We start from the raw sequence: 22,302 nt of genomic DNA on the forward strand, positions 1-22,302 counted from the left end.
TTGGTGTTCGGTAACACTGACTGGTGATTATTTTGCCAGTGTCCAGCCCACCGGCCTATGCAGCCGACGAGCGCAGCACTTTCAACACGCTTGCCACAATCGCTTCCGGCGTTTGAGCTGCATCAATAACGTGATGCGCGACACCGCGATAAAGCGCCTCGCGCGCGGCCAGTACATCGGCCATTTCCTCTGCGATAGGGCGACCGGTCAACGTCGGCCGCTGGTTATCCTGCGGGTTTTCTTCCAGCCGCTGAGCCAGCAGCTCCGCATCCGCATGGAGGTAAATAACAGCGCCTTTCTCATGCATAAAGCGTCGATTGGCTTCCGCCAACACCATACCTCCGCCTGTTGCGACGATGCAGCGGTTGGACGTCACCTGCTGAAGCGCCAGACTTTCACGCTGGCGGAACCCATGCCATCCTTCCTGCGCAACCACATCAGCCACCGTCATATTGGTGGTCTGCTGCATAAACAGGTCGGTATCGACAAAGTCATATCCTAACGCCTGTGCCAGTTGATGCCCAACGGTGGTCTTCCCACAGCCTCTGGCACCAACCATAAAAATGGGGTGTGTCATGTAGTGACGTATCCTTCTTCTTTATCCCCCTCCACCATACTTCAAGCTGGACGCGCGTAGGCAGTCCCACCACTCGAATTATTTCGGGTATCAAAGATAAATAGGGGTGATTACCTGCTTTGTCGTGGGCTGAATCATACCGATAAAATCAATAGAGAGGGAAGTGACTTCTCAGTGAAAACGAAAAGTTGAATAACCAAAAGTAAAAATAGGATGACAGGAAATATACCCTAAATAATTCGAGTTGCAGGAAGGCGGCGAGCGAGGGCATCCCGATGAGCTTACTCAAGTAAGTGATTCGGGTGACTGAACGACGCCAACGCACATGCAGCTTGAAGTATGACGGGTATAAAAAGCCCCGCGTTTAAAGGCGGGGCCATCACACGACAAACCGATCAGGCGATTAATACGCGTGGAAATAATCCTGAATCACCGCTGGGTTCGTCGTTTTTGTCAGCGCCAGCATCAGCAAAATGCGTGATTTAGCTGGGCTCAGAGAATCGGCAACCAGACCCGGTTGGCCCGCATCCGGTGGCACGATGCCGCTGCCGGTACGGCTGGAGCGCACAACAACGATACCTTTGCTTTCCGCTTTACGGATACCTGCATCGCCGCGCTTGGATACAGAGCCTGCGCCCATGCCCGCATAGACAATCCCTTTTACACCGTGTTTGATAGAGGCGTCATACATATATTCTGGATCGTCCTGATAGCCATAAATAATGTCGACAGCTGGCAGTTTATCTACGTTGGTCACGTCAAATACGGAACGCGTGGTGTGAACTTTATCCAGACGCGTCTGGTAATAAACTTTGTCACCGATAATCACGCCCAGATAACCTTCTTCTGGCGCTTTAAAGGTGTCCAGCGTAGAAGCGTTGGTTTTGCTGATGAAACGAGCAGAACCAATACGGTCGTTCAGCACAACTAAAACGCCGCGACCGCGAGAGTTTTTATCCGCTGCCACTTTTACTGCGCCGTACAGGTTCATTGGGCCGTCGGCACTGATTGCCGTTGCCGGACGCATCGCGGCGGCAAAAACCACCGGTTTGTCACTTTTCACCGTCAGGTTCAGGAAGTAAGGCGATTCGTCGAGCGTATCCGTACCGTGCGTAATGACCACGCCATCAACATCGCTGCGTGCCAGCAGCTCGTTCACGCGCTTGCTCAGCTTCAGCAGAACATCGCTGGTCATATTTTCACTGCCAATGCTGGCAACCTGCTCACCTGAAATATTGGCAAGCGTTTTCAGCTCTGGTACTGCTTGAATCAGCGTCTCTACGCCCAGCGCACCCGCTTTATACCCCGTGGTTTGCGTATTGGCCGCAGCAGAACCGGCGATTGTCCCGCCTGTTGCCAGAATGACAATGTTAGGTAGATTTTCTGCCGCATTTGCCAGAGACGAAAAACAAACAAAAACAACAACGAATAATGCGTTAAATATCCTTTTCATAACCTATACCAACTTATTGAGTTAAGTGGCAGATCAGATACGTCAGGTGCCTGATCTGTAAGCAAAAACGTCAACTCTGTTAGCAGCCTGCCAACATTGGCGCTTATTCTGCCCCAGAATTCAACGAATTAATATATGCCTGTCAGACTTCACGCTAACGGTGTGTGATACCTCACAGCACGGTGTTCAGTCGCACCGATTTACGTTACCGACTAATCTGCGCCACGGCATCCTGCGAGGCTTAATTACGAGCTTTCCTCGTCAGTTCTGACAGCGTTCCCTGATGCATTTCCAGAAGCAAACGCCGATGCGCTGCACTTGTTATCTGAATTCACGCCCCAATTTATCAATAAAAGCATTCAGTTTTACATGAGGTTAAATGATCACCACAAATTAAATAACACATCAACGAAACGTGGAAACACACTGAATCCCATCACGCACAGCAATAGGCGAGTGATAAGATCCCTATCTCTTCAGTCCATTAATTTCTTTTATCCTTTAATAAGAACTTTTCGCGTGTTTATTAATTTCCAAAAAAATAATTAATAAAAATATAATAAACAATTAATAAAGTTAAATGAAAAATAATAACATGCTAAATCAAATAACCTGATTAACCTCAACAATTTCGTCGAATTATTATTCATTTCATATTCCCTGCTATATAATCATTTTCGATGTGCAAGGACTCCCTCTTTATTTGGAATAAATAAAGAGAAAAAATATCCGTTTAATTTACAAGGAAAAACAAATGTTTAAGTATTTAACACCGATATTTTTATGTACTGCTGCTTTCTCTTTTCAGGCTCAGGCGAGTGACACCATGCTGATGCTTCTGAAAAAAGACAATGCCACTTATTTAAGCTGGTCTACCGATGCAGGCAACGTTGTTCGCCAGGATGTGTATCGCAGCACCAGTGATAATCAGGCAGGCAGCGAAAAAATCGCAGAGCTCAATTCCACCGATAGAACCTTTACGGATTTAACCGCCAATCCGAAGTCGGATTATTGGTATTGGGTAGATACCGTTAGCGGCAATAAGAGTGTCCTGAAATCTAATGCCGCATCAACGGCACCAGCACCATTGCGCGCCGCGCCGCTTAAGGCTGCAAGCTCTGAATGTAAGGCCGGCGCAGTCATCAAAAACAAATCTGTTGACTGCGATGGGATTACTCTGGGTCTGAGCTGTAGCGGTGACAGTGATAAGCAACCTCCTGTTATCACGCTGGAAAATGCCAGCATCAAAAATCTGCGCATTTCGGCAAAAGGCGGTTCTGACGGCATCCACTGCGCAAGCGGCGACTGCCGTATTGAAAACGTGATTTGGGAAGACATCTGTGAAGATGCAGCAACCAACAACGGCAAAACCATGACCATCGTCGGCGGTGTTGCCCATAACACCACCAATGGCCCTGGTGGAAAACCGGACAAAGTGCTGCAACAGAATGCCAAAAACAGCCACACTATCGTTCAAGGTAACTTCACCCTGACTGGGCAACACGGCAAACTGTGGCGCTCTTGCGGTGACTGCACCAACAATGGCGGCCCACGTAACCTCACCATCATCAGCGCAACTGTTGACGGCACCATCGGTAGCATTGCTGGTGTAAACCGTAACTTTGGCGATATTGCTGACATCCGCGATCTGCGTATTAAAAACTACAAAGAAGGTAAACCCCCTGTATGTGAAGAGTTTACCGGTGTAGAAAAAGGTCAGGGTGAATCGCCTAAACACGGCGAGAAATGGGATACCAAGAACTGCAAAGTCAGCCGTTCAAACGTTAAAGCCCTGTAATTCTGCTAGCAGAATTCACACGTAACTAACTTCCTCTGGGGTCCTGACGCATCAGTCATCTACAGACCGTGCTACTAAGCACGGTCTGTTTCATTTCATTACCCTTACTGCAATTCGGTAAACAGCGTGCGCTTCAACGCCAACTCGACGCCACGCAGTTCCGCCAGCCCTTTCAACCGCCCAATTGCCGAGTAGCCGGGGTTGGTTTTCTTTTTCAGATCGTCCAGCATCTGATGCCCGTGATCTGGCCGCATCGGGATCGGACGGCGATCGCCCGCCTTCTGACGCCGCAGCTCTTCCGCCAGAATAGCCTTGATGATCGCCACCATGTCCACATCCCCCTGCAAATGCGCGCCTTCATGGAACGAGTTGGGATTGTCTTCCCGACAGGTGGCACGCAGATGGGTGAAATGCACGCGATCGCCGAACGTTTCAAGCATCGTCAACAGATCGTTATCGGCCCTTACGCCATAGGATCCTGTGCAGAAGGTAAAGCCGTTATGAAGGCTATCGACCGTCTGTTTCAGCCAGCGCATGTCGTCAATCGTCGACATCACCCGCGGCAACCCCAGGATCGGACGCGGTGGATCGTCTGGATGAATGGCAAGGCGAAGGCCGACGGCTTCCGCAATGGGCACAATCTCACGGAGGAAATGTCCAAGGTGCTCGCGCAGTTTCGCATGGTCAATACCGTCATATTCCGCCAGACGGTCTCGGAATTGCTCTAGCGTATAGCCCTCTTCAGAGCCCGGCAGTCCGGCGATAATGTTGCCCGTCAGGCGCGCGATATCTTCTTGGCTCATCGCACGGAAGTAGTCGGCGGCCTGTGCCTGTTCATCCGTCGTATAATCTTTTTCAGCACCGTGACGTTTCAGGATGTGCAGCTCAAAAGCCGCAAAGGCAATATGATCGAAACGCAGCGCTTTTGCACCATCCGGCAGAACGTATTCCAGATCGGTTCGCGTCCAGTCCAGTACAGGCATGAAGTTATAACACACCGTATCGATCCCGCACTGCGCCAGGTTACGCAGCGATTGCTGGTAATTGGCAATATGCTGTTGATAATTCCCCGTCTGCGTTTTGATCTCTTCATGAACTGGCACGCTTTCTACTACCGACCACACCAGCCCTTTCGCCTTCAATTCGGCTTTGCGCTTTTCAATCTCTTCAATCGACCAGATTTCGCCATTCGGGATGTGGTGCAACGCCGTCACCACGCCGGTCGCACCTGCTTGCCGCACATCATCCAGTGAGACAGGATCGTTCGGGCCGTACCAACGCCAGGTTTGTTCCATACTGAGTTACCTTTTTTCGCCAAGTGAGGGAGTTGTTTTCGTCACTTTCTTTCATCAATAAATAAGGAAAAGCCTACCTCACCGACACAGGCTGTCAAACGAAACTCGCGAATTGATTGACCAATTACACAAAAAATTCGTATTTTGGACTAACATCATGCGTAATAAAGCTGAAATCGTGAGGAGAAAAGTCAGAAATGGATTATTTGGTCTGACATCTTTTCTCTTCGTACACCGATGCAATGCCGGAGAGAAAATTCACACAGGGACACATACCCTAAATAATTCGAGTTTCAGGAAGGCGGCAAGAGAAGACATCCCGATGAGCTTACTTAGGTAAGTGATTCGGGTGGGTGAACGCAGCCAACGCACATGCAACTTGAAGTATGACGGGTATACAGGGGAATCAGGATTCCAGACGTGAGGGAACAGACTCGAACAGGTAGCCGTCGAAGGCTGGGTCGTCCACGTTGGAGATTTCCAGCAGTTTAATTTTTACATTTTCCAGATGCTGCCACATTGCCTGACGCGCCATGTTCACATCACGGCGAGACACGGCACGCAAGATTTGTTCATGATCGTCCAGCCACTGGCGCTGATAGCTGAAATCATCGGTATGGGAGTGAATGCCCTGCCACATTGGGCTGCGTTTACGCGCCTGCCACACCTCATACACCATATTGGCTAAGACGCTGTTTTGGGTAGACTGCGCCAGCAGGCAATGGAATTGTTCATCGGCGCTTTCATCCACGCTGCCGTTCTCAAGCGACGCCCGTTCTTGTTCAATGGCCTGCCGCATTTTCACGATGTCACTTTTGGTCGCCTGCATCGCGGCAAACGCAGCAACTTCGCCTTCCAGTAGCTGACGCGCCTGCATCAGCTCGAAGGGGCCATAGCCGCTGTCTACCACGCCGTCTTTTCCCTGCGCGGTCGGCAGTTGCATGACATAAACGCCAGAACCTTTACGCACCTCAATCAGCTTTTCCAGCTCCAGCATGATCAGGGCTTCACGCACCACACTGCGGCTGACGTTGTAGGTTTCAGCAATATCACGCTCAGGAGGCAAGCGGTCGCCAATCTGATAGTTTCCCTTCAGAATTTCCGCGCGAAGATTGTCGCCAATCTGCTGATATAAACGCATACCGCCATCCCTTTATTCAACATCGGCCATCGTAATATTGGCCTGACCAAAAGACAGAAAAAACGCCCAATTTGTCGGAAGTATAACATGAAGCCTTATAGCGCAGCACGTTGAGCAATCTGCATGATAAATAATTTCAGATATAGTGTTGTCGAAACGCCATATCCCGTTAGCGATCAGACTGATGTTGCCAGCAGGCAAGGAGCATAAATGACAATAAACGTATTCCGGTTCGTTTCGTGGGTAGTCTGGAAGCGGGCGATGACAGGACTGTTCGCCCTCATCGGCGTACTTTTCATGGTGGGATGCAACAGCAGCTCGCGCGACATCGCGCCATTAGGGCAAACGTCATTCGAGCGTTACCAGCAAGACACCACGCGCTGGGTCGCTGAGCATCGTGCCTTTCAAACCACGGATAAACAGCTGGAATTACGTTGGAATACGCCCAGTGAAACCCGCCCCATCGGCCAACCACATAAAGCCATTTTGCTGGTGCATGGGCTGGGTGACTCACCCGGTTCATTCACTGACATCACCCCAAAATTGGTCGAACAAGGCTTTCTGGTCAGAACCGTGTTGCTACCGGGGCATGGCACCCGCCCCGCCGATCTGTTGCACGTTACCGTCGACGACTGGCGCAACGTGGTCGCCGAGCAGGCTGCCATCCTCAGCAAAGAGGTCGATGAGGTGTATCTGGGCGGCTTTTCCACCGGCGGCAATCTGGTACTGGAATACGCTTTGCAGCACCCTGAAATCAAAGGGCTGGTGCTGTTCTCCCCCGCGATTAAATCCAACGAAAAATATGCCTTCATGGCACCAGTGCTGTCCGTGTTTACCGACTGGCTGATGCCACCGCGCCCTGGCTATCCTCAGCAGCTGGCAACCCGCTATATGCGCGTGCCGACCAACGGCTTCGCCCAATATTATTATTCCAGCAGCGGTGTGCGTTCAGAGCTTGCCAAAAAGCCTTATGACAACCCAGTGTTAATCGTGCTGGCGGAACATGATTCCGTCGTCGATACGACTTACCTTGTCGACACGTTCGATAAGCAGTTTACCCACCCACGCAGCCGTCTGATCTGGTATGGCGATCGCCCTGCCGGTATCCATTCCTCACGCGTGTTGGTGCGGACAGGCTCGCTGCCCGACTGGCGCATCAGCCAGTTCTCGCACATGTCGCTCCTGTTTTCACCAGAAAATAAGGAGTACGGCAAAACCGGATCAATCGTCATCTGCGCCAACGGCCAACCCCTGAACGACCTAGAAACCTGTCAGGATCGCAGCACGCTGTGGTATTCCGACTGGGGATACGTGGAAAATGGCAAAACCCATGTGCGCCTGACCTTTAACCCGTATTTCGACTGGCAAAATCAGATCATGGCCAACGTCCTGCACACGCAATAGCACGAGCCCCCTAAATAATTCGAGTTGCAGGACAAAACGTTATCGTTTTGAACAACACGAAGTGTTGACCCTTTAGGGAGAGGCTCAGAGATGAGCCGAGTATTGCCAACGCACCTGCGGCTTGAAGTATGACGGGGGCTGTCATCATTTGGTCATCAAGGGCATGTATTTTGGCTTAAAGATCAATACGCCCAAAGATTAACCATGATCGCCATGCCTGTTCCTTGCGCCCGACCACTCCTGCGGGGTACACCCGTGGCGCGAGATCTTTGCATTCCTCTGCCGGACGTTTCTCCTAACACCGACAACGCCACCGTATTGCAGTTATTCAGTAAGAATAAAGAGTGGGTCAGTCTGCCTGTGGTGGAGGATGGACGCCCTTTCGGCTTAATCAACCGCCATATTTTTCTCTCGCAGATGTCCCGGCCTTTTTATCGCGAACTGTACGACAAAAAGAGCTGCATCGCGTTTATGGATAAAAATCCGCTGATTGTCGATGCGCTGGCGTCATTGAACGACGTCGCGGATCAAACGGTGATTACCGGTGATAAATCGCTGACGGATGGCTTTATGATCACCGAGAACGGGCGTTATATCGGTATCGGATTAGGCATCGATCTGATCAAGGCCGTCTCCGATATGCACCTACGCCAGCATCAGCAGATTATGCAGAGCATCGAATATGCCAGCGTGATTCAGACAGCGATGCTGGCGACATCAACACAGGCGATGTCCCGCACGCTGGCCGACTGGTGTTTAGCCTGGGAGCCGCGAGACTGTGTGGGCGGCGACTGTTATGCCTTTAAAACCTATCAGAACGGCTGGCTTGCCGCCGTCGCGGACTGTACCGGACACGGCGTACCCGGCGCATTCATGACCCTGATTTTCTCTTCTGCACTGGAACAGGCGCTGACACAGCACGGTCCGATGCTGCCGGCGCAGTTATTACAGGCAATCAACCGTCATATCAAAGATACGCTGGGGCAGCGTGACGAAATGCGTCAGCTTGCTACCTCTAACGACGGCTGCGACGCGATGCTGGTGTTCTGCGATATGACGCGAAACACGCTGACGTTTTCCAGTGCGCGAATGCCCGCGTTCATGTTGCAACGCCAGACAGGACAGTTGACACCACTCCAATGCGATCGTATGGGCGTCGGCTATACCGAAACGCCTTATGACTACCAGTGGTCAAGCTATGAATTACCGCTTCATGATAACGATATGTTTTTCACCACCACGGATGGATTGACGGATCAAATTGGCGGAGAACGCCGGATTATGTTTGGTAAACGTCGCCTACAGGAGTACCTCCGACACCATCAACACCAGCCGATGCGCGAACTGGCTAACCAGCTCCTGTCGACACACAAGATCTACCAGGGCGATCAGACCCGACGAGACGATTTAACATTTTGGGGCTTCCGACATTGTTCGACTTTTGTTTAATCAGGCAGACAGAATGATGCCAAACATCAAATACACCGAATTTTTTTCACCCTCACACCAGCATGACATTACGCTGTATTACGTGGGCTATTTTTCACAAAACATCATCAGTTCACTGGCCGAAACCATGCGGCTACAGTTGGAGAAAAAACAGCTTCCTGCCGGCATCCGTCGCCGACTGTTTTCTACGTTCGTCGAAATGGTGCAGAACATTACCCGCTATTCCGCTGCACCGTTAACCGCGCGCGATCATACCGTCGAAGTCCGTCATGGTTCTGTGTGTCTGGGTTACGAAAATGGGAAATACTTCCTGTTGTGCGCCAATCCGGTACACCCCGACGATGTCGAGACACTGCGAGGACGTCTTGAACCGCTGCGCAATATGACGCTTGATGAAATCCGACTCGCCTACAAAGTCTCTCTGCGTGATGAAACCCCGTCATCAAGCAAAGGCGCGGATATGGGGCTGTTGACCGTCGCGCGTGATGCCAGTGAGCCACTCCAGTTTACGTTTCGGGCCGATGCATCAACGGGGCTATCTACGTTTTATCTGAAGGCAATCATTTGACATGAAAAATATAACAACCCTAAGCAACCTCTATATTTCGGGGACATCCTGTACCCCGACGGTTGATTTTCACTTTGACACACACTGTCTTTATCTTTCCGGCGAATCTTATCCTGAGAACGCTGCGGCGTTTTATCGCCCGCTGCTCACCGAGATTCAAGCGTATTTACATGCGTTAACACGCTACGCAGAAAAGATGCCGCCGGATGAAGCGCTGCCGAGCATCGAAATACACGTCTCCCTGATTTATTTCAACAGTTCCAGCACCAAGATGCTGTTCAGTTTATTCAACCAGCTTAATCAGGCTGCGGAACAAGCACTCTCGATTACGCTGTATTGGTATTACGACAAAGACGACGATATTGCGGAAGAATTTGGTGAAGAGCTTCACATCGATTTCCCTGCCCTAACCTTTCACAGCACGATTTTGAGTGATAACCATGAGCACAATTGAATTGTTTACACCGGAATACGACATTCTGCTCGCCGCGCGCAACATCGCTAACCAGCAGGAAAGACCAGCAGAAGTCTATCGCGACACGCTGCTGGCATTAACCGACCACTATCAGCGGTTGGTACGCGAGTCGCACCGCCTGATTTCGCGCAGCGACCGAGCGGAGAAAGAACTAAACCGTCTGAACGCGCAGCTCAATCAGTTGGCAGTCGAACTGGAGTACAAAGCCAGCCACGATCCGCTGACCAGCGTGTATAACCGCGGTGCGATTATTGAACGCATCAACCATGCGCTGGAACGCAATCAGGCGGCGCTCATCGTGCTGGATATCGATCACTTCAAGCAGGTGAACGATGCCTATGGTCACCCTACCGGTGACGCCGTGATCTGCGATCTGGTCTCGCGCGTGCAGCACGTACTGAATACCTCGAACAGCATTGGTCGCGTCGGCGGTGAAGAGTTCACCATCCTGCTGGAAGGGCACTCGCTCATACAGGCCGTCTCGCTCGCCAACCGCCTGCATCAGGATCTCAACAGAATGCCGCTCAGCGTGCTGCCGCAACAACGCGTCACCGCCAGCTTCGGCGTCAGTTGGGCACCGCAGAAAACCCGTTTCGATGCCCTTTACGGTGCCGCAGATGCCGCGCTCTATCAGGCCAAGGAAAAAGGCAGAAATAGAGTGGAATTTCAGTGAGTCGCAGCCTGGGCGATTGCCGTCGTCTTAACTCACGACCATACATAATAGTGGGTATCGGCTCCTCCGAGACAGACTCCCGCTATGCGTATAGCCTATGAATAGCAGCGTTATGGCGCACGAAACTGTCTCTGCGTCTGTATTGAAAATATGACGAAGAGACAGCCTGTAAAGGGAAAACTTAATCGCTCGGGCCTTAGCGCGCGCGGCCTACGGCTTCGCCTAGCTGCCATACAGCCATCGCGTAGTGCGTGCTGTGATTGTAGCGAGTGATGGTGTAGAAGTTCGGCAAACCGTACCAGTATTGATACCCCGTACCGATGTCCAGTCGCAGCAGGCTGGCTTCATTGTATCCCGCCAGCGAATGCTGTGGCGTCAGACCCGCAGCCTGTAGTTCCGTGAGCGAGTAGCGGGTATTGAAACCGTTCGGGAGCAGCGGCGCCTGACCGTTTGCCTGCACCGCGACAGGGGCACCTTTCACCCACCCGTGCGCTTTGAAATAATTGGCTACGCTGCCAATCGCATCCACCGGATCCCACAGGTTGGTATGCCCGTTGCCGTCAAAATCCACCGCGTAGTTCTTGAAGGATGACGGCATAAACTGCCCATAGCCCATCGCGCCAGCGTACGAGCCGCGCAAACTGAGCGGATCGTTGCCTTCTTTACGCGCCATCAGCAGGAAGGTTTCCAGCTCGTCCGCAAAGTAATCGGCACGTCGCGGGTAATCAAACGCCAGCGTTGCCAACGCATCAATGATGCGCGTTTTCCCCATCACTCGGCCCCAACGGGTTTCCACGCCAATAATGCCGACAATGATCTCAGGCGGGACGCCGTAAATGTTCTGAGCACGCTGTAGCGCATCCTGATATTGATTCCAGAACGCCACGCCGTTTTGCACGTTGTCTGGCGTAATAAACTGATTGCGATAACGGTTCCAAGATCCGTTAGGCCCTGAAGGCGGGCGCGATGCTGGAGCTTGCTTATCCATCAGACGGATCACCCAATCCAGACTTTTTGCCTGCACCAGCACATCATGCAGTTGCTGGCGATTAAAGCCATGCTCCAGCACCATTTTATCGACAAACCGTGCAGTAGCCGGGTTAGTCGCAAAATCACCGCCTAGCGGATGGACATTGTGTGCGGGTTCAAGCAGGAAACCACCTTTAAAAGGATTACCTGAAGGCGCTTCTGCGGGAGGAGGGGAAGGCTGACTGCTACAGGCCGAGAGCAAAATGAGCAGAGGGAGAAAACGAACCAAATGACGCATCAGATATCCGTATAGCCAGGTAAGAAATCAATACAGGCTATGGTAAAGGATTGTCTGATGTGAAAAAACCAGCCAGAGGTGAAAAAATGCAGCGCGCCGACCAGATGGAAGACCAGCGCGCCATCACACGCGAATCAGTTCTTCTTCACAAACTCGGATTTCAGCTTCATCGGGCCAAAACCGTCGATTTTACAGTCAATATTGTGATCGCCTTCCACCAGACGAATCCCCTTCACGCGGGTACCGATTTTCAGCGGCGTCGAACTGCCTTTGACTTTCAGGTCCTTAATGACTGTTACCGTATCGCCGTCCGCCAGCAGATTTCCGTTGGCATCTTTCACCACTAAACCGTCATCCTGCGCTGGTGCATCGCCTGCTGCCGACCACTCATTTCCGCATTCAGGGCAGTTAAGCATATCGCCTTCTTGCCAGGTATATTCAGAACTGCATTTTGGACAATGAGGTAACTGTTGCATGATAAACTCCTGAAAAATTCACAATAAAAAAGTAATAAATATCATTAGGTAACTTCCCTATTTTCGATATTTTACCTTTTTATGCATATTTTTGATAGTAAAGCCGCGTTTATCCTGACTTTACGGCTCATCTGACACCGTTTCGTCTCTTGCCGCCAGAAACGCAATCAATGCTTCTTTCGTTAGCGCTTTGGAATACAGCCAGCCCTGCGCATAAGCGACGCCAAGGCTTTTCAGATAGGCTTCCTGAGCCGGAGTTTCAATCCCTTCGGCAACAATATGCAGATTAAGGCAGTGTGCCATGCTGACAATATGAGACAGCACGATATCAGTCGGTGAATGGTCACTAATATTCCCCACGAAGGACTTGTCGATTTTAAGCTTATTGGCTTTTACCCGCTCAAGATACGACAGCCCAGAATAGCCGGTACCAAAATCATCAATGGCAACATCAATGCCTTTTTGTTGATACAACTCCACCATCGGTGCTGCTTTCTGAGGCTCAATCATGGATGATTCGGTTAATTCGACATTAACATTGGCACCATTAAGATCGTATACGGCAACCTGCTCCACGAGATAATTAAAAACAGACATATCCTCAAATTCAGCCGCCTCAAGATTAATAGAGACAAACATGTCAGGGTCACTTTCCTTCAGTACACGGGCCGTTTGTAGCGCCTGATTAATGACGAACAAGGTTAACTCTTTCATCAACCCAACCTGACGAATCATGGGAATAAAAGAGTCTGGCGTAATCAGATGACCGTCCGAATGACGCCAGCGAATCAGCGCTTCACACCCCACGACCTGCGCAGTATCCAATTTAATAATCGGCTGATAATGCAATTCAAACTCTTTTTGCCTCAGCGCCTGATTGAGAACATAGCGTGGACTTTGAATTACCAGAAATTTTCTGGAGATAACCTCTGATAGCAGCAGGGAAATTAGCATGAAAATGGGCAAGGAAGAGAAAAAAATCGTTAAGTAAAATAAAAAATCCGCAGATTTATCTGCCATAACCACCAAAGTAAAATCGCTATCCAGCAGTGGTTTCAGGACATAATATTTATCGTCAATATAAAATCTATCGGGGTTATTTCCCCCTGAAGTCAAACGTGAATAAATATGGCTACTCATCGAGTCCGATAGAATAACCCGACCATCCAGCTTATTTTTCGCCAGTAATGCATATTTGATATTATAGCTGTAGGAAGGAACATCCAGAAATGAACGTGGATTCAACACCACAAGATGACGCGTAGTACCAACATAAATCATCGGCTTATCTTTATTCAGCGGACTGTCGACTTTATACCAGATGTCATAGATGCCTTTATAACGGCAATCAGGCTCTGGAAGAAACATTGTATTAATGTCATTCAGCATTGAAGAACAGCGAAGCCGATTTCCATCGATATAGACCACATCCTGAATATAATCATTGTCGTAAGCAATTTTACGCAATAAATCCAGATGCGAATTATCACAATAAGGTGGATAGCTTTTTTCTAAAATATCGAGTGCAGATGTCGCCTGCAAGATTATTTTTTCAGCATGTTCAATGGTGACCTTAGAAAAATCATCCACTTCTCCTTCAAACTGTCTGAGCGAAAATGTCGAATAAACCGCAAGCACCAACGCAAAAAGCACAACCAACGTAAAAAACAGGCTGGAGGGTAATAAGAAAAAATTTTTCTTAAAATAGAGCGTTTGAAAATAGGCTAGCAGGCTTTTTTTCATAGGAGCGACGCATCATCATTATGAGAAATCCAACATAGCACACAACCCTTCCCGACAATGTAGCACTACCTCAAATAATTCTGATTTTAAGATGCCAGTAACCGTCGGATTCTGCGGCGCCTCTCAGCCAGAGGCTGACATCACTATTTGCTTTTCTATTTGCTTTTCTATTTGCTTTCTTATTTTCTTTCCTATTTACCTTAAAAAACAGACAGTTGCTATCCATCACTTTTTCTTATCACTATCGCATTGTGATTTAATTGTAATGAGAACCATTATCATATTAACATAACGCCCTATTATTGACTGTCGATACATTTTTTCTATCTCTGCCCATGATATCTGACCACGCCACTCCCTCTGCTGAACTGACGCTTGAATCACTCTATGGTTCGCATCACAGCTGGCTGAAGCATTGGCTAACGGGCAAGCTCCAATCCTCTTTTGACGCCGATGATATTGCTCAGGACACCTTCCTGCGCGTGATGAACGGCGGGTCGCTGACCGCAATCCGCGATCCTAAATCGTTTCTGTGTACCGTTGCCAAGCGCGTGATGGTCGATCTCTTCCGCCGCAATGCGCTGGAGAAAGCCTATCTGGACAGGTTGGCGCAGTTGCCAGAAGCGCTTGTCCCCTCACCAGAAACCCAGCAACAACAGCTTGAGACGCTCCAACAGTTGGATCTCATGCTCGATGGACTAGGCCACAAAGCACGGCAGGCGTTTCTGCTTTCCCAGCTTGATGGCATGGCCTACGGTGAGATCGCCACACGGCTGAATGTCTCCGTCAGCTCCGTCAAAAAATACGTTGCCAAAGCCACAGAGCATTGCGTGCTGTTCCGTCTGGAGCACGGGCTGTGAGCCTGACGCTGACCGATTCCCAGCGTCATGCTCTGCGCTCCGCCTCGCATTGGTATGCGGTGCTGAGCGACGAACACGTGAGCCCCCAGCAAATCGAGAAATGGCAGCAGTGGTATGAGCAAAGTCGGGATCACCAGTGGGCTTGGTCGCAGGTAGAAAACCTGCGTAGCCAGATGAACATCGTGCCTGGCAACGTCGCCCACCGCGCCCTTCAGGATACGCAACTTACCCGTCGCAGAGTGATGAAAGGTCTGTTACTGCTGTTAGGCGTGGGCGGCGGGTGGCAGCTTTGGCGTTCCGATATCGGAACAGGTCTACGGGCCGACTACACCACAGCGAAAGGCGCGATCCGTCAGCAGCGTCTGGAAGACGGAACATTGCTTTCGCTGAACACCGACAGCGCCGTCGATGTTCGCTTCGATCCACAGCAGCGGCGTATTCACCTCTGGTACGGCGAAATCGCGATTACCACCGGACAGGATACCAGCAGTCGCCCTTTCTACGTGCAGACACGACACGCGCAACTGACCGCACTCGGCACTGAATTTACGGTCCGCCAGGAAGCCGACAGCACGCTACTGAGCGTGCAACACCATGCGGTGAAAGTCGTACTGGCAGAAGATCCAACCCAAGAGCGCATCGTGCGGCAGGGTGAAAGCCTGCGCTTCAGCGCACGGGAGCTAGGCGAAACCCTATCCGCAGAGGAAGAAGAGAGCAACTGGGCACAGGGCATTCTCAGTTTCAGCAATAAGCCACTCAGCGAGGTGATGGCGACACTATCGCGCTACCGTCATGGCGTGCTGCGCTGTAGCCCTGAGGTCGCGACGCTGCGGTTAAGCGGCACCTTCCCGCTGAAAAATACCGATACGGTGTTACAGGTCATCGAGAAAACGCTTCCCGTTAAGATTCAGTATATTACCCGTTACTGGGTCAACATCCTTCCCGCAAACTAAACGATAACGAAAAAAATTATCATTCTTGATTGTCCTTTTTCTCCCTCTCGTTCGACTTAGGTGTATAGCATAAAAATGATGATGGAGACGTTATGACGCGCTTACGTGCCTTTCGTAAAGCAGCCCCTTTAGCCTTGGCGATACAGCTCAGCCTGCTGTCAACAGTTGGTCTCACGACAGGAATGGCCTACGCGGCGATTGCGCCCGCCACCGCACGCTACGATATTGCTGCTGGTGAGTTAGACAAAGTGCTCAACCACTATGCCGCCCGCAGCGGGATTACGCTATCGGTGGATGCTAACCTGACGCAGGGAAAACGCAGCAACGGCCTGCACGGCGACTACACCGTTGACGGAGGCCTGAAAGCTCTACTGGCGGGTAGCGGTCTGCAACTGAAAGCGCTGGGCGATAACGTCTGGACGCTGGAACCTATCCCAGTAGCAGCGGAAGAAACGCTGACGGTCGTTGGAGACTGGCTGGGTGAAGCGCGTGAAAATGACGTCTTTGAACATGCGGGCGCACGCGATGTGATCCGTCGTGAGGACTTCGCCAAGACCGGTGCCACCACGATGCGCGATGTCTTAAACCGTATGCCGGGCGTGTATGCGCCGGAAAATAACGGTACGGGCAGCCACGATCTGGCTATGAACTTTGGTATTCGCGGTCTCAGCCCGCGTCTTGCCAGCCGTTCCACCGTGCTGATGGACGGCATTCCAGTACCTTTTGCTCCCTATGGTCAGCCACAGCTTTCCCTCGCGCCCATTTCGCTTGGCAATATGGACGCCATTGACGTCGTGCGCGGCGGCGGTGCCGTGCGCTACGGACCACAGAGCGTCGGCGGCGTCGTGAATTTTGTCACCCGAGCGATCCCGAAAGAGTTTGGCATTAGCGCTGGCATAGAAGGCCAACACAGCCCGACGTCTTCACAGCACAATCCGAAAGAAACGCACAACCTGCTGGTTGGCGGCACGGCGGATAACGGTTTTGGCTCGGCGCTGCTCTATTCCGGCACGCGTGGCAGCGACTGGCGCGAACACAGCGCTACGCGCATTGACGACGTGATGCTGAAAAGCCGCTACGCGCCGAACGACGTACACACCTTTAACAGCCTGCTGCAATATTACGATGGCAGCGCCGATATGCCAGGCGGCCTGTCGCGTGCCGATTACAATGCTGACCGCTGGCAGTCAACGCGCCCATACGATCGTTTCTGGGGACGCCGTCAACTTGCCAGTCTGGGCTACCAATATCAGCCGGATCAGCAGCATAAATTCAACATTCAGGGCTTCTACACGCGCACGTTGCGCAGCGGCTATCTGGAACAGAACTCAATCATCACCCTGTCGCCACGCGAATATTGGGTACGCGGCATCGAACCCCGCTACAGCCAAAGTTTTACCCTCGGTTCTTCCGCTCATGAAGTGGGCGTTGGCTACCGCTATGTCAGCGAATCCACCCATGAGGTGCGCTACTTCACCAGCACCGCCAGCAAGACGTTGCCAAGCGCCAACAGCCCTATCGATCGCGAAACCCGCGCGGGTACAGAAGCGCACGCTTGGTACATCGACGACCGCGTTGATATTGGCAATTGGACGATTACACCGGGAATGCGCTTTGAGCACATCAAATCCCATCAGGACAACACGCTGAAAGGCACAGGCGAAGCGGTCAACTACAACGCACCGCTGCCCGCCTTGAACGTGCTCTACCACGTTAACGAGAGCTGGAATCTTTATGCAAACACCGAAGGATCATTCGGCACCGTACAGTACAGCCGAATTGGCAAGGCGGCTCAAAGCGGCAAAGTGGAGCCAGAAAAAGCGCGCACCTGGGAAATCGGTTCCCGCTACGACGACGGCGCGCTGACGGCAGAAATGGGCGTTTTTCTGGTTAACTTTAATAACCAGTATGACTCCAATCAGACCAACGATACCGTCACCACGCGGGGCAAAACCCGCCATTCTGGGCTGGAAACGCAGGCACGCTATCACCTCGCCGAGCTGTCACCTCGCTTAGACACAGTGTCGGTTTATGCGCGCTATTCGTATGTGAATGCGGAAATTCGCGAAGTGGGCAACACCTACGGCAATCAGGTGCCCTTCTCTTCAAAACACCGTGGCGGATTCGGCGTCGATTACCAACCGGGCAACTGGACGTTCAACCTGAACAGTGAGTTCCAGTCCAGCCAGTTTGCCAATAACGCCAACACCGTTGCCGAAAGCGCCGATGGCAGCGCCGGACGGATCCCAGGCTTTATGCTGTGGGGCGCACGCGCGGCCTACGACTTCGGCCCGCAGTTCTCTGACCTCAATCTGGCCTTGGGTGTGAAAAACCTGTTCGACCACGATTACTACACGCGCTCGAACAGCGATGACAACAACAAAGGCATTTATGCCGGCCAACCCCGCACCTTCTACATGCAGGGCTCGCTGAAATTCTGATTGTCACGTTATCACTCGCCGGGCATCTGCCCGGCCTGACTAACAATCATGACCTCTAACGGAGTTACACTATGTTTGCTCTACTTCGCGTCGCACTAATTACCACGCTTTGTCTGTTCGGACTAGGCCGCGCCAATGCCGTCACGGTGCAGGATGAACAGGGTTCCTTTACGCTCGACACGCCACCGCAGCGCATTGTGGTGCTGGAACTCTCTTTTGCCGATGCGCTGGCCGCGATAGACGTCAGCCCAGTCGGCATCGCCGATGACAACGATCCAGACCGGATCCTGTCAGAAATCCGTGAACACCTTAAATCCTGGCATTCCGTAGGCACGCGCGCGCAGCCGAGCCTGGAAGCCATCAGCGCATTGAAGCCGGATTTGATTATCGCCGACAGCAGCCGTCATAGCGGCATTTACACGGCACTGAAGGCCATCGCACCGGTGCTGTTACTGAAATCACGCAACGAAACCTATGAAGAGAATCTGCACTCAGCAGAGATCATCGGTAAGGTATTGGGGAAAGATAGCACGATGCAGACTCGTCTCGCCCAGCATCGCGAGACGATGAAAGGCTACGCTGCCCAGCTTCCCCAAGGCACGAATGTGGTTTTCGGCACCTCGCGCGAGCAGCAGTTTAACCTGTACTCCAGCGATGCCTACACTGGCAGCGTGCTGGCCGCACTTGGTCTGAGCGTCCCAAAACCGATCAACAATGCCCCGATGGCTTCCATCAATCTGGAACAGTTGCTGGCGATTAACCCACAGTGGCTGATTGTTACGCACTATCGAGAAGAAAGTATTGTGAAACGCTGGCAGCAGGATACGCTCTGGAATCTGCTGGAAGCACAGCAAAAACAGCAAATTGCCGCCGTTGACAGCAACGCCTGGGCGCGGATGCGCGGTATTTTTGCAGCGGAACGCATCGGCAGCGATACGGTGAAAATTTTTAAGCATCAGCCCGTTAGCGTCAGCAGCGAGCAATGAGGCTAGGTTTCCACCCGTTCTGGCGTTGGGGATTACCAATAGCGGCACTGCTGAGCGTGTTCTGGCTCAGCCTGTTCTGTTATTCCGCGATCCCCATTCCCGCCTTGAGTGCCGTCAAGGCACTGATTACGGGATCGCCCTCTTCACTACCGGAAGCGCTGGTGCTAAACCTGCGTCTGCCCCGCAGTCTGGTTGCCGTCCTGATCGGCGCCAGTCTGGCGCTGTCCGGCGCTTTGCTCCAGACCCTGACCCATAATCCGCTGGCATCGCCCTCTTTGCTCGGCATCAACAGCGGTGCGGCGCTGGCGATGGCACTGACCAGCGCATTCAGTTCTTCACTCTCCGGTTACCCCATCGCTTTTGTTGCTGCTATCGGCGGCGGCCTGTGCTGGCTGATGGTGATGGCGGCGGGCGGCGGCTGGCGACAAACGCTCGATCGTAATCGGCTGATTCTGGCGGGCGTCGCGCTTTCAGCCCTGTGCATGGCCTTAACCCGCATCACGTTGCTGCTGGCGGAAGATCACGCCTATGGCATTTTTTACTGGCTGGCGGGCGGCGTATCGCACGCACGCTGGGTGGAATTCTGGCAACTCTTCCCGTTTGTCATCACCGTCACTCCTGTTGTCCTGCTGCTGTCTAACCAGCTTAATCTGCTGAACATCAGTGACGTGAGCGCCCATACGCTGGGCGTCAACTTAGGCCGTCTGCGCCTAATCCTCAATCTGGCGGTGCTGATTCTGGTGGGTGCCTGCGTGAGCGTCGCCGGTCCGGTAGCGTTTATCGGCCTGTTAATTCCGCATCTGGCGCGTTTCTGGATCGGTTACGACCAGAGAAAGGTGCTCCCCATGAGCATGCTGATGGGCGCGGCGTTGATGTTACTGGCCGATCTGCTTGCCCGCGCACTCGCCTGGCCGGGCGAACTGCCTGCCGGTGCGGTGCTGGCCCTGATCGGCGCTCCCTGTTTCGTGTGGCTGGCAAGGAGGCGAGGATAATGCGCCCCGCAATTGTGTTTATCTCGATTACGCTACTGCTACTCGCCACCAGCATTCTGTCGCTGCGCATGGGCACGATTCCGCTGCCGTGGTCGGCGTTGATAAGCGGCTGGCACAGCACCAGCGAACATCATTATGTCCTGACGCAGTATCGCCTGACGCGCGTACTGCTGGCGCTGTTTGTCGGCGCAGCGCTGGCGATTTCCGGCGTGCTGGTGCAGGGGATTGTGCGTAACCCGCTGGCATCGCCGGATATTCTCGGCGTGAACCACGTGGCGAGTCTGGCGACCGTCGGCGCACTGATGCTGGTGCCTGCGCTGCCCGTGATCTGGCTACCGTTGCTCGCATTTATCGGAGGCATCGCCGGGCTGCTGCTCTTACGGCTCATCGCGGGAACATCATCCCCGATGCGGCTGGCACTCATCGGCGTCGCGCTATCCGCCACCTGGGCAAGCGTCACCGACTACCTGATTCTCTCCCGCCCACAGGATATCAACAACGCACTGCTGTGGCTGACGGGTAGCCTGTGGGGACGTGACTGGTCATTCGTGATGGTCGCGCTGCCTGTACTCTGCGTATTGATTCCACTCAGCCTGCGCTTTTGCCGCGATCTGGATTTGCTCGCGCTAGGCGACGACCGCGCCAGCACGCTGGGCGTCAATATCGGGCGCATTCAGTTCTGGGGATTGGCGCTCGCCGTGGCACTCGCCGCAACCAGCGTGGCGGTGTGCGGGCCTATCGGCTTTATCAGCCTTGTCGTACCGCATCTGATCCGTTATCTGGTAGGAGGCCGGCACCGCTGGCTCCTCCCAACTTCTGCCGTTACCGGTGCGTTGGTACTGCTGCTTGCCGATCTGCTAGCACGCACGCTGAACCCGCCGATGGAATTACCCGCAGGGGTGCTCACTGCCATTATCGGCGCACCCTGGTTTTTTTGGCTTCTCGTGAGAATGCGCTAAATGGAACTGACAACACAAAACCTGACGGCGGGCTATGGCGACAAGCGTATTCTTGACGGATTGTCGCTGTCGCTGCCCGCCGGAAAAATTACCGCCCTGCTTGGCCCCAATGGCTGCGGCAAATCAACGCTGCTGAAGTGTTTCGCCAAGCTGCTTACCCCGGAATCCGGCGCTATTCAGCTCGACGGCAAGCCGCTCTCTACGTTCTCTGCGCGCCAGCTCTCGCGCCATCTGGCGCTGTTACCGCAGCAGCATTTGACGCCAGAGGGGATCACCGTGCGTGACATGGTGGCCTACGGGCGCAGCCCTTGGCTGTCACTGTGGGGACGATTATCGCAGGACGATCGCCAGCACGTGCAGCGTGCGATGGAAAAAACGCACATCGTCGACCTCGCCGACAAACGGTTAACCGACTTATCCGGAGGACAACGTCAGCGGGCGTTTCTGGCGATGCTGCTGGCGCAGGATACCCCCGTCGTCCTGCTTGATGAACCGACAACCTATCTCGATATCAATCATCAGGTCGAGTTAATGAAGTTGCTGCGTGAACTGAATCAGGCGGGCAAAACGGTCGTCACCGTCCTGCACGATCTGAATCAGGCCAGCCGCTACTGCGATCATCTGGTGATGCTGGCAGGTGGACGTGTGATGGCGCAGGGCTCACCGCACGAGGTAATGAAACCGGCATTACTCCAGCAGGTGTTCAGCATTGATGCGGAGATCCACGCCGACCCTGTATCAGGCCAGCCGATGTGTGTGGTGCGGTGATAGCAGGTCATGTTTTTTATCCAG

At 52.6% G+C, this 22,302-nt stretch carries 20 protein-coding genes; 13 read left to right on the top strand and 7 right to left on the bottom strand.

Annotated elements, in window-relative coordinates; all coding sequences use genetic code 11:
- Positions 1–55: 55 nt before the first annotated feature.
- Together aroL and DMB82_RS15300 are read right to left on the bottom strand one after the other, a co-directional pair.
- The gene (aroL, locus tag DMB82_RS15295; RefSeq protein ID WP_102119323.1) at positions 56–577 is read right to left on the bottom strand and encodes a shikimate kinase AroL; all 522 of its coding nucleotides are present in this window, start codon (positions 575–577) and stop codon (positions 56–58) included.
- A gap of 403 nt (positions 578–980) precedes the next feature.
- The gene (locus tag DMB82_RS15300; protein ID WP_010298495.1) at positions 981–2,030 is read right to left on the bottom strand and encodes a type II asparaginase; all 1,050 of its coding nucleotides are present in this window, start codon (positions 2,028–2,030) and stop codon (positions 981–983) included.
- Positions 2,031–2,784: 754 nt separating this feature from the next.
- On the opposite strand from DMB82_RS15300, the gene pelI reads away from it, so the two are divergent.
- Positions 2,785–3,828 carry a pectate lyase PelI gene (gene pelI / locus DMB82_RS15305; RefSeq protein ID WP_102119324.1) on the top strand — a complete coding sequence of 348 codons (1,044 nt, stop codon included), beginning with the start codon at positions 2,785–2,787 and terminating at the stop codon, positions 3,826–3,828.
- A 104-nt stretch (positions 3,829–3,932) separates the two neighbouring features.
- On the opposite strand, the gene uxuA is transcribed toward pelI, so the two are convergent.
- Together uxuA and DMB82_RS15315 are read right to left on the bottom strand one after the other, a co-directional pair.
- Positions 3,933–5,123: a mannonate dehydratase gene (gene uxuA / locus DMB82_RS15310; protein WP_102119325.1), complete on the bottom strand. Its 1,191-nt coding sequence runs from the start codon at positions 5,121–5,123 to the stop codon at positions 3,933–3,935.
- A gap of 406 nt (positions 5,124–5,529) precedes the next feature.
- Positions 5,530–6,264, bottom strand: coding sequence for an FCD domain-containing protein (locus DMB82_RS15315; RefSeq protein WP_102119326.1), 735 nt, complete (start codon positions 6,262–6,264; stop codon positions 5,530–5,532).
- 210 nt (positions 6,265–6,474) lie between these two features.
- Between DMB82_RS15315 and DMB82_RS15320 the strand changes: the two genes are divergently transcribed.
- The 5 genes from DMB82_RS15320 to DMB82_RS15340 all read left to right on the top strand — a co-directional run bounded on the left by DMB82_RS15320 (position 6,475) and on the right by DMB82_RS15340 (position 10,833).
- Complete coding sequence (locus tag DMB82_RS15320) at positions 6,475–7,668, top strand: alpha/beta hydrolase (protein ID WP_116164569.1); 1,194 nt, start codon at positions 6,475–6,477, stop codon at positions 7,666–7,668.
- Between the two features lie 204 nt (positions 7,669–7,872).
- The gene (locus tag DMB82_RS15325; protein WP_102119328.1) at positions 7,873–9,117 is read left to right on the top strand and encodes a SpoIIE family protein phosphatase; all 1,245 of its coding nucleotides are present in this window, start codon (positions 7,873–7,875) and stop codon (positions 9,115–9,117) included.
- 13 nt (positions 9,118–9,130) lie between these two features.
- Positions 9,131–9,685, top strand: coding sequence for a SiaB family protein kinase (locus DMB82_RS15330; protein WP_102119329.1), 555 nt, complete (start codon positions 9,131–9,133; stop codon positions 9,683–9,685).
- A gap of 1 nt (position 9,686) precedes the next feature.
- Positions 9,687–10,139, top strand: a complete 453-nt coding sequence (locus tag DMB82_RS15335) for a DUF1987 domain-containing protein (protein ID WP_116164567.1) — start codon at positions 9,687–9,689, stop codon at positions 10,137–10,139.
- Positions 10,126–10,833, top strand: a complete 708-nt coding sequence (locus DMB82_RS15340) for a GGDEF domain-containing protein (protein WP_102119331.1) — start codon at positions 10,126–10,128, stop codon at positions 10,831–10,833. The genes DMB82_RS15335 and DMB82_RS15340 overlap by 14 nt, the downstream gene beginning before the upstream one ends.
- 196 nt (positions 10,834–11,029) lie before the next feature.
- Here the strand turns inward: DMB82_RS15340 and mltB are convergent, their stop codons facing one another.
- From mltB to DMB82_RS15355, 3 genes are all read right to left on the bottom strand, one after another.
- On the bottom strand, positions 11,030–12,100 hold the full coding sequence (mltB, locus tag DMB82_RS15345) for a lytic murein transglycosylase B (protein WP_116156107.1): 1,071 nt from the start codon (positions 12,098–12,100) through the stop codon (positions 11,030–11,032).
- A gap of 134 nt (positions 12,101–12,234) precedes the next feature.
- Entirely contained in the window at positions 12,235–12,576 is a 342-nt protein-coding gene (locus DMB82_RS15350) for a zinc ribbon domain-containing protein YjdM (protein ID WP_102119333.1), read from the bottom strand.
- 120 nt (positions 12,577–12,696) lie between these two features.
- Positions 12,697–14,319 (bottom strand): EAL domain-containing protein, encoded by a 1,623-nt coding sequence (locus DMB82_RS15355; protein WP_102119334.1) that lies wholly within the window; start codon positions 14,317–14,319, stop codon positions 12,697–12,699.
- Between the two features lie 338 nt (positions 14,320–14,657).
- Here DMB82_RS15355 and fecI point away from each other — a divergent pair, with 338 nt between their 5' ends.
- The 7 genes from fecI (at position 14,658) to fecE (ending at position 22,278) form a co-directional block, all read left to right on the top strand.
- Complete coding sequence (gene fecI / locus DMB82_RS15360) at positions 14,658–15,179, top strand: ferric citrate uptake sigma factor FecI (RefSeq protein ID WP_162847974.1); 522 nt, start codon at positions 14,658–14,660, stop codon at positions 15,177–15,179.
- Positions 15,176–16,132, top strand: a complete 957-nt coding sequence (fecR, locus tag DMB82_RS15365) for a ferric citrate uptake sigma factor regulator FecR (RefSeq protein ID WP_102119336.1) — start codon at positions 15,176–15,178, stop codon at positions 16,130–16,132. Before fecI ends, fecR begins: the two co-directional genes overlap by 4 nt.
- Before the next feature lie 92 nt (positions 16,133–16,224).
- A complete protein-coding gene (gene fecA, locus DMB82_RS15370; RefSeq protein WP_116164565.1) occupies positions 16,225–18,573 on the top strand; it encodes a TonB-dependent Fe(3+) dicitrate receptor FecA in 2,349 nt (782 codons plus the stop codon).
- A 71-nt stretch (positions 18,574–18,644) separates the two neighbouring features.
- Entirely contained in the window at positions 18,645–19,559 is a 915-nt protein-coding gene (locus DMB82_RS15375) for a Fe(3+) dicitrate ABC transporter substrate-binding protein FecB (RefSeq protein ID WP_116164563.1), read from the top strand.
- The gene (gene fecC / locus DMB82_RS15380) at positions 19,556–20,551 is read left to right on the top strand and encodes an iron-dicitrate ABC transporter permease FecC (protein ID WP_116164561.1); all 996 of its coding nucleotides are present in this window, start codon (positions 19,556–19,558) and stop codon (positions 20,549–20,551) included. The genes DMB82_RS15375 and fecC overlap by 4 nt, the downstream gene beginning before the upstream one ends.
- Entirely contained in the window at positions 20,551–21,510 is a 960-nt protein-coding gene (gene fecD, locus DMB82_RS15385; RefSeq protein ID WP_102119340.1) for a Fe(3+) dicitrate ABC transporter permease subunit FecD, read from the top strand. Before fecC ends, fecD begins: the two co-directional genes overlap by 1 nt.
- Positions 21,511–22,278 carry a Fe(3+) dicitrate ABC transporter ATP-binding protein FecE gene (gene fecE, locus DMB82_RS15390; protein ID WP_116164559.1) on the top strand — a complete coding sequence of 256 codons (768 nt, stop codon included), beginning with the start codon at positions 21,511–21,513 and terminating at the stop codon, positions 22,276–22,278. It abuts the gene before it with no gap.
- Positions 22,279–22,302: the final 24 nt, after the last annotated feature.

The organism is Pectobacterium aquaticum (assembly GCF_003382565.3).
GTDB classification, from domain to species: Bacteria; Pseudomonadota; Gammaproteobacteria; order Enterobacterales; family Enterobacteriaceae; genus Pectobacterium; species Pectobacterium aquaticum.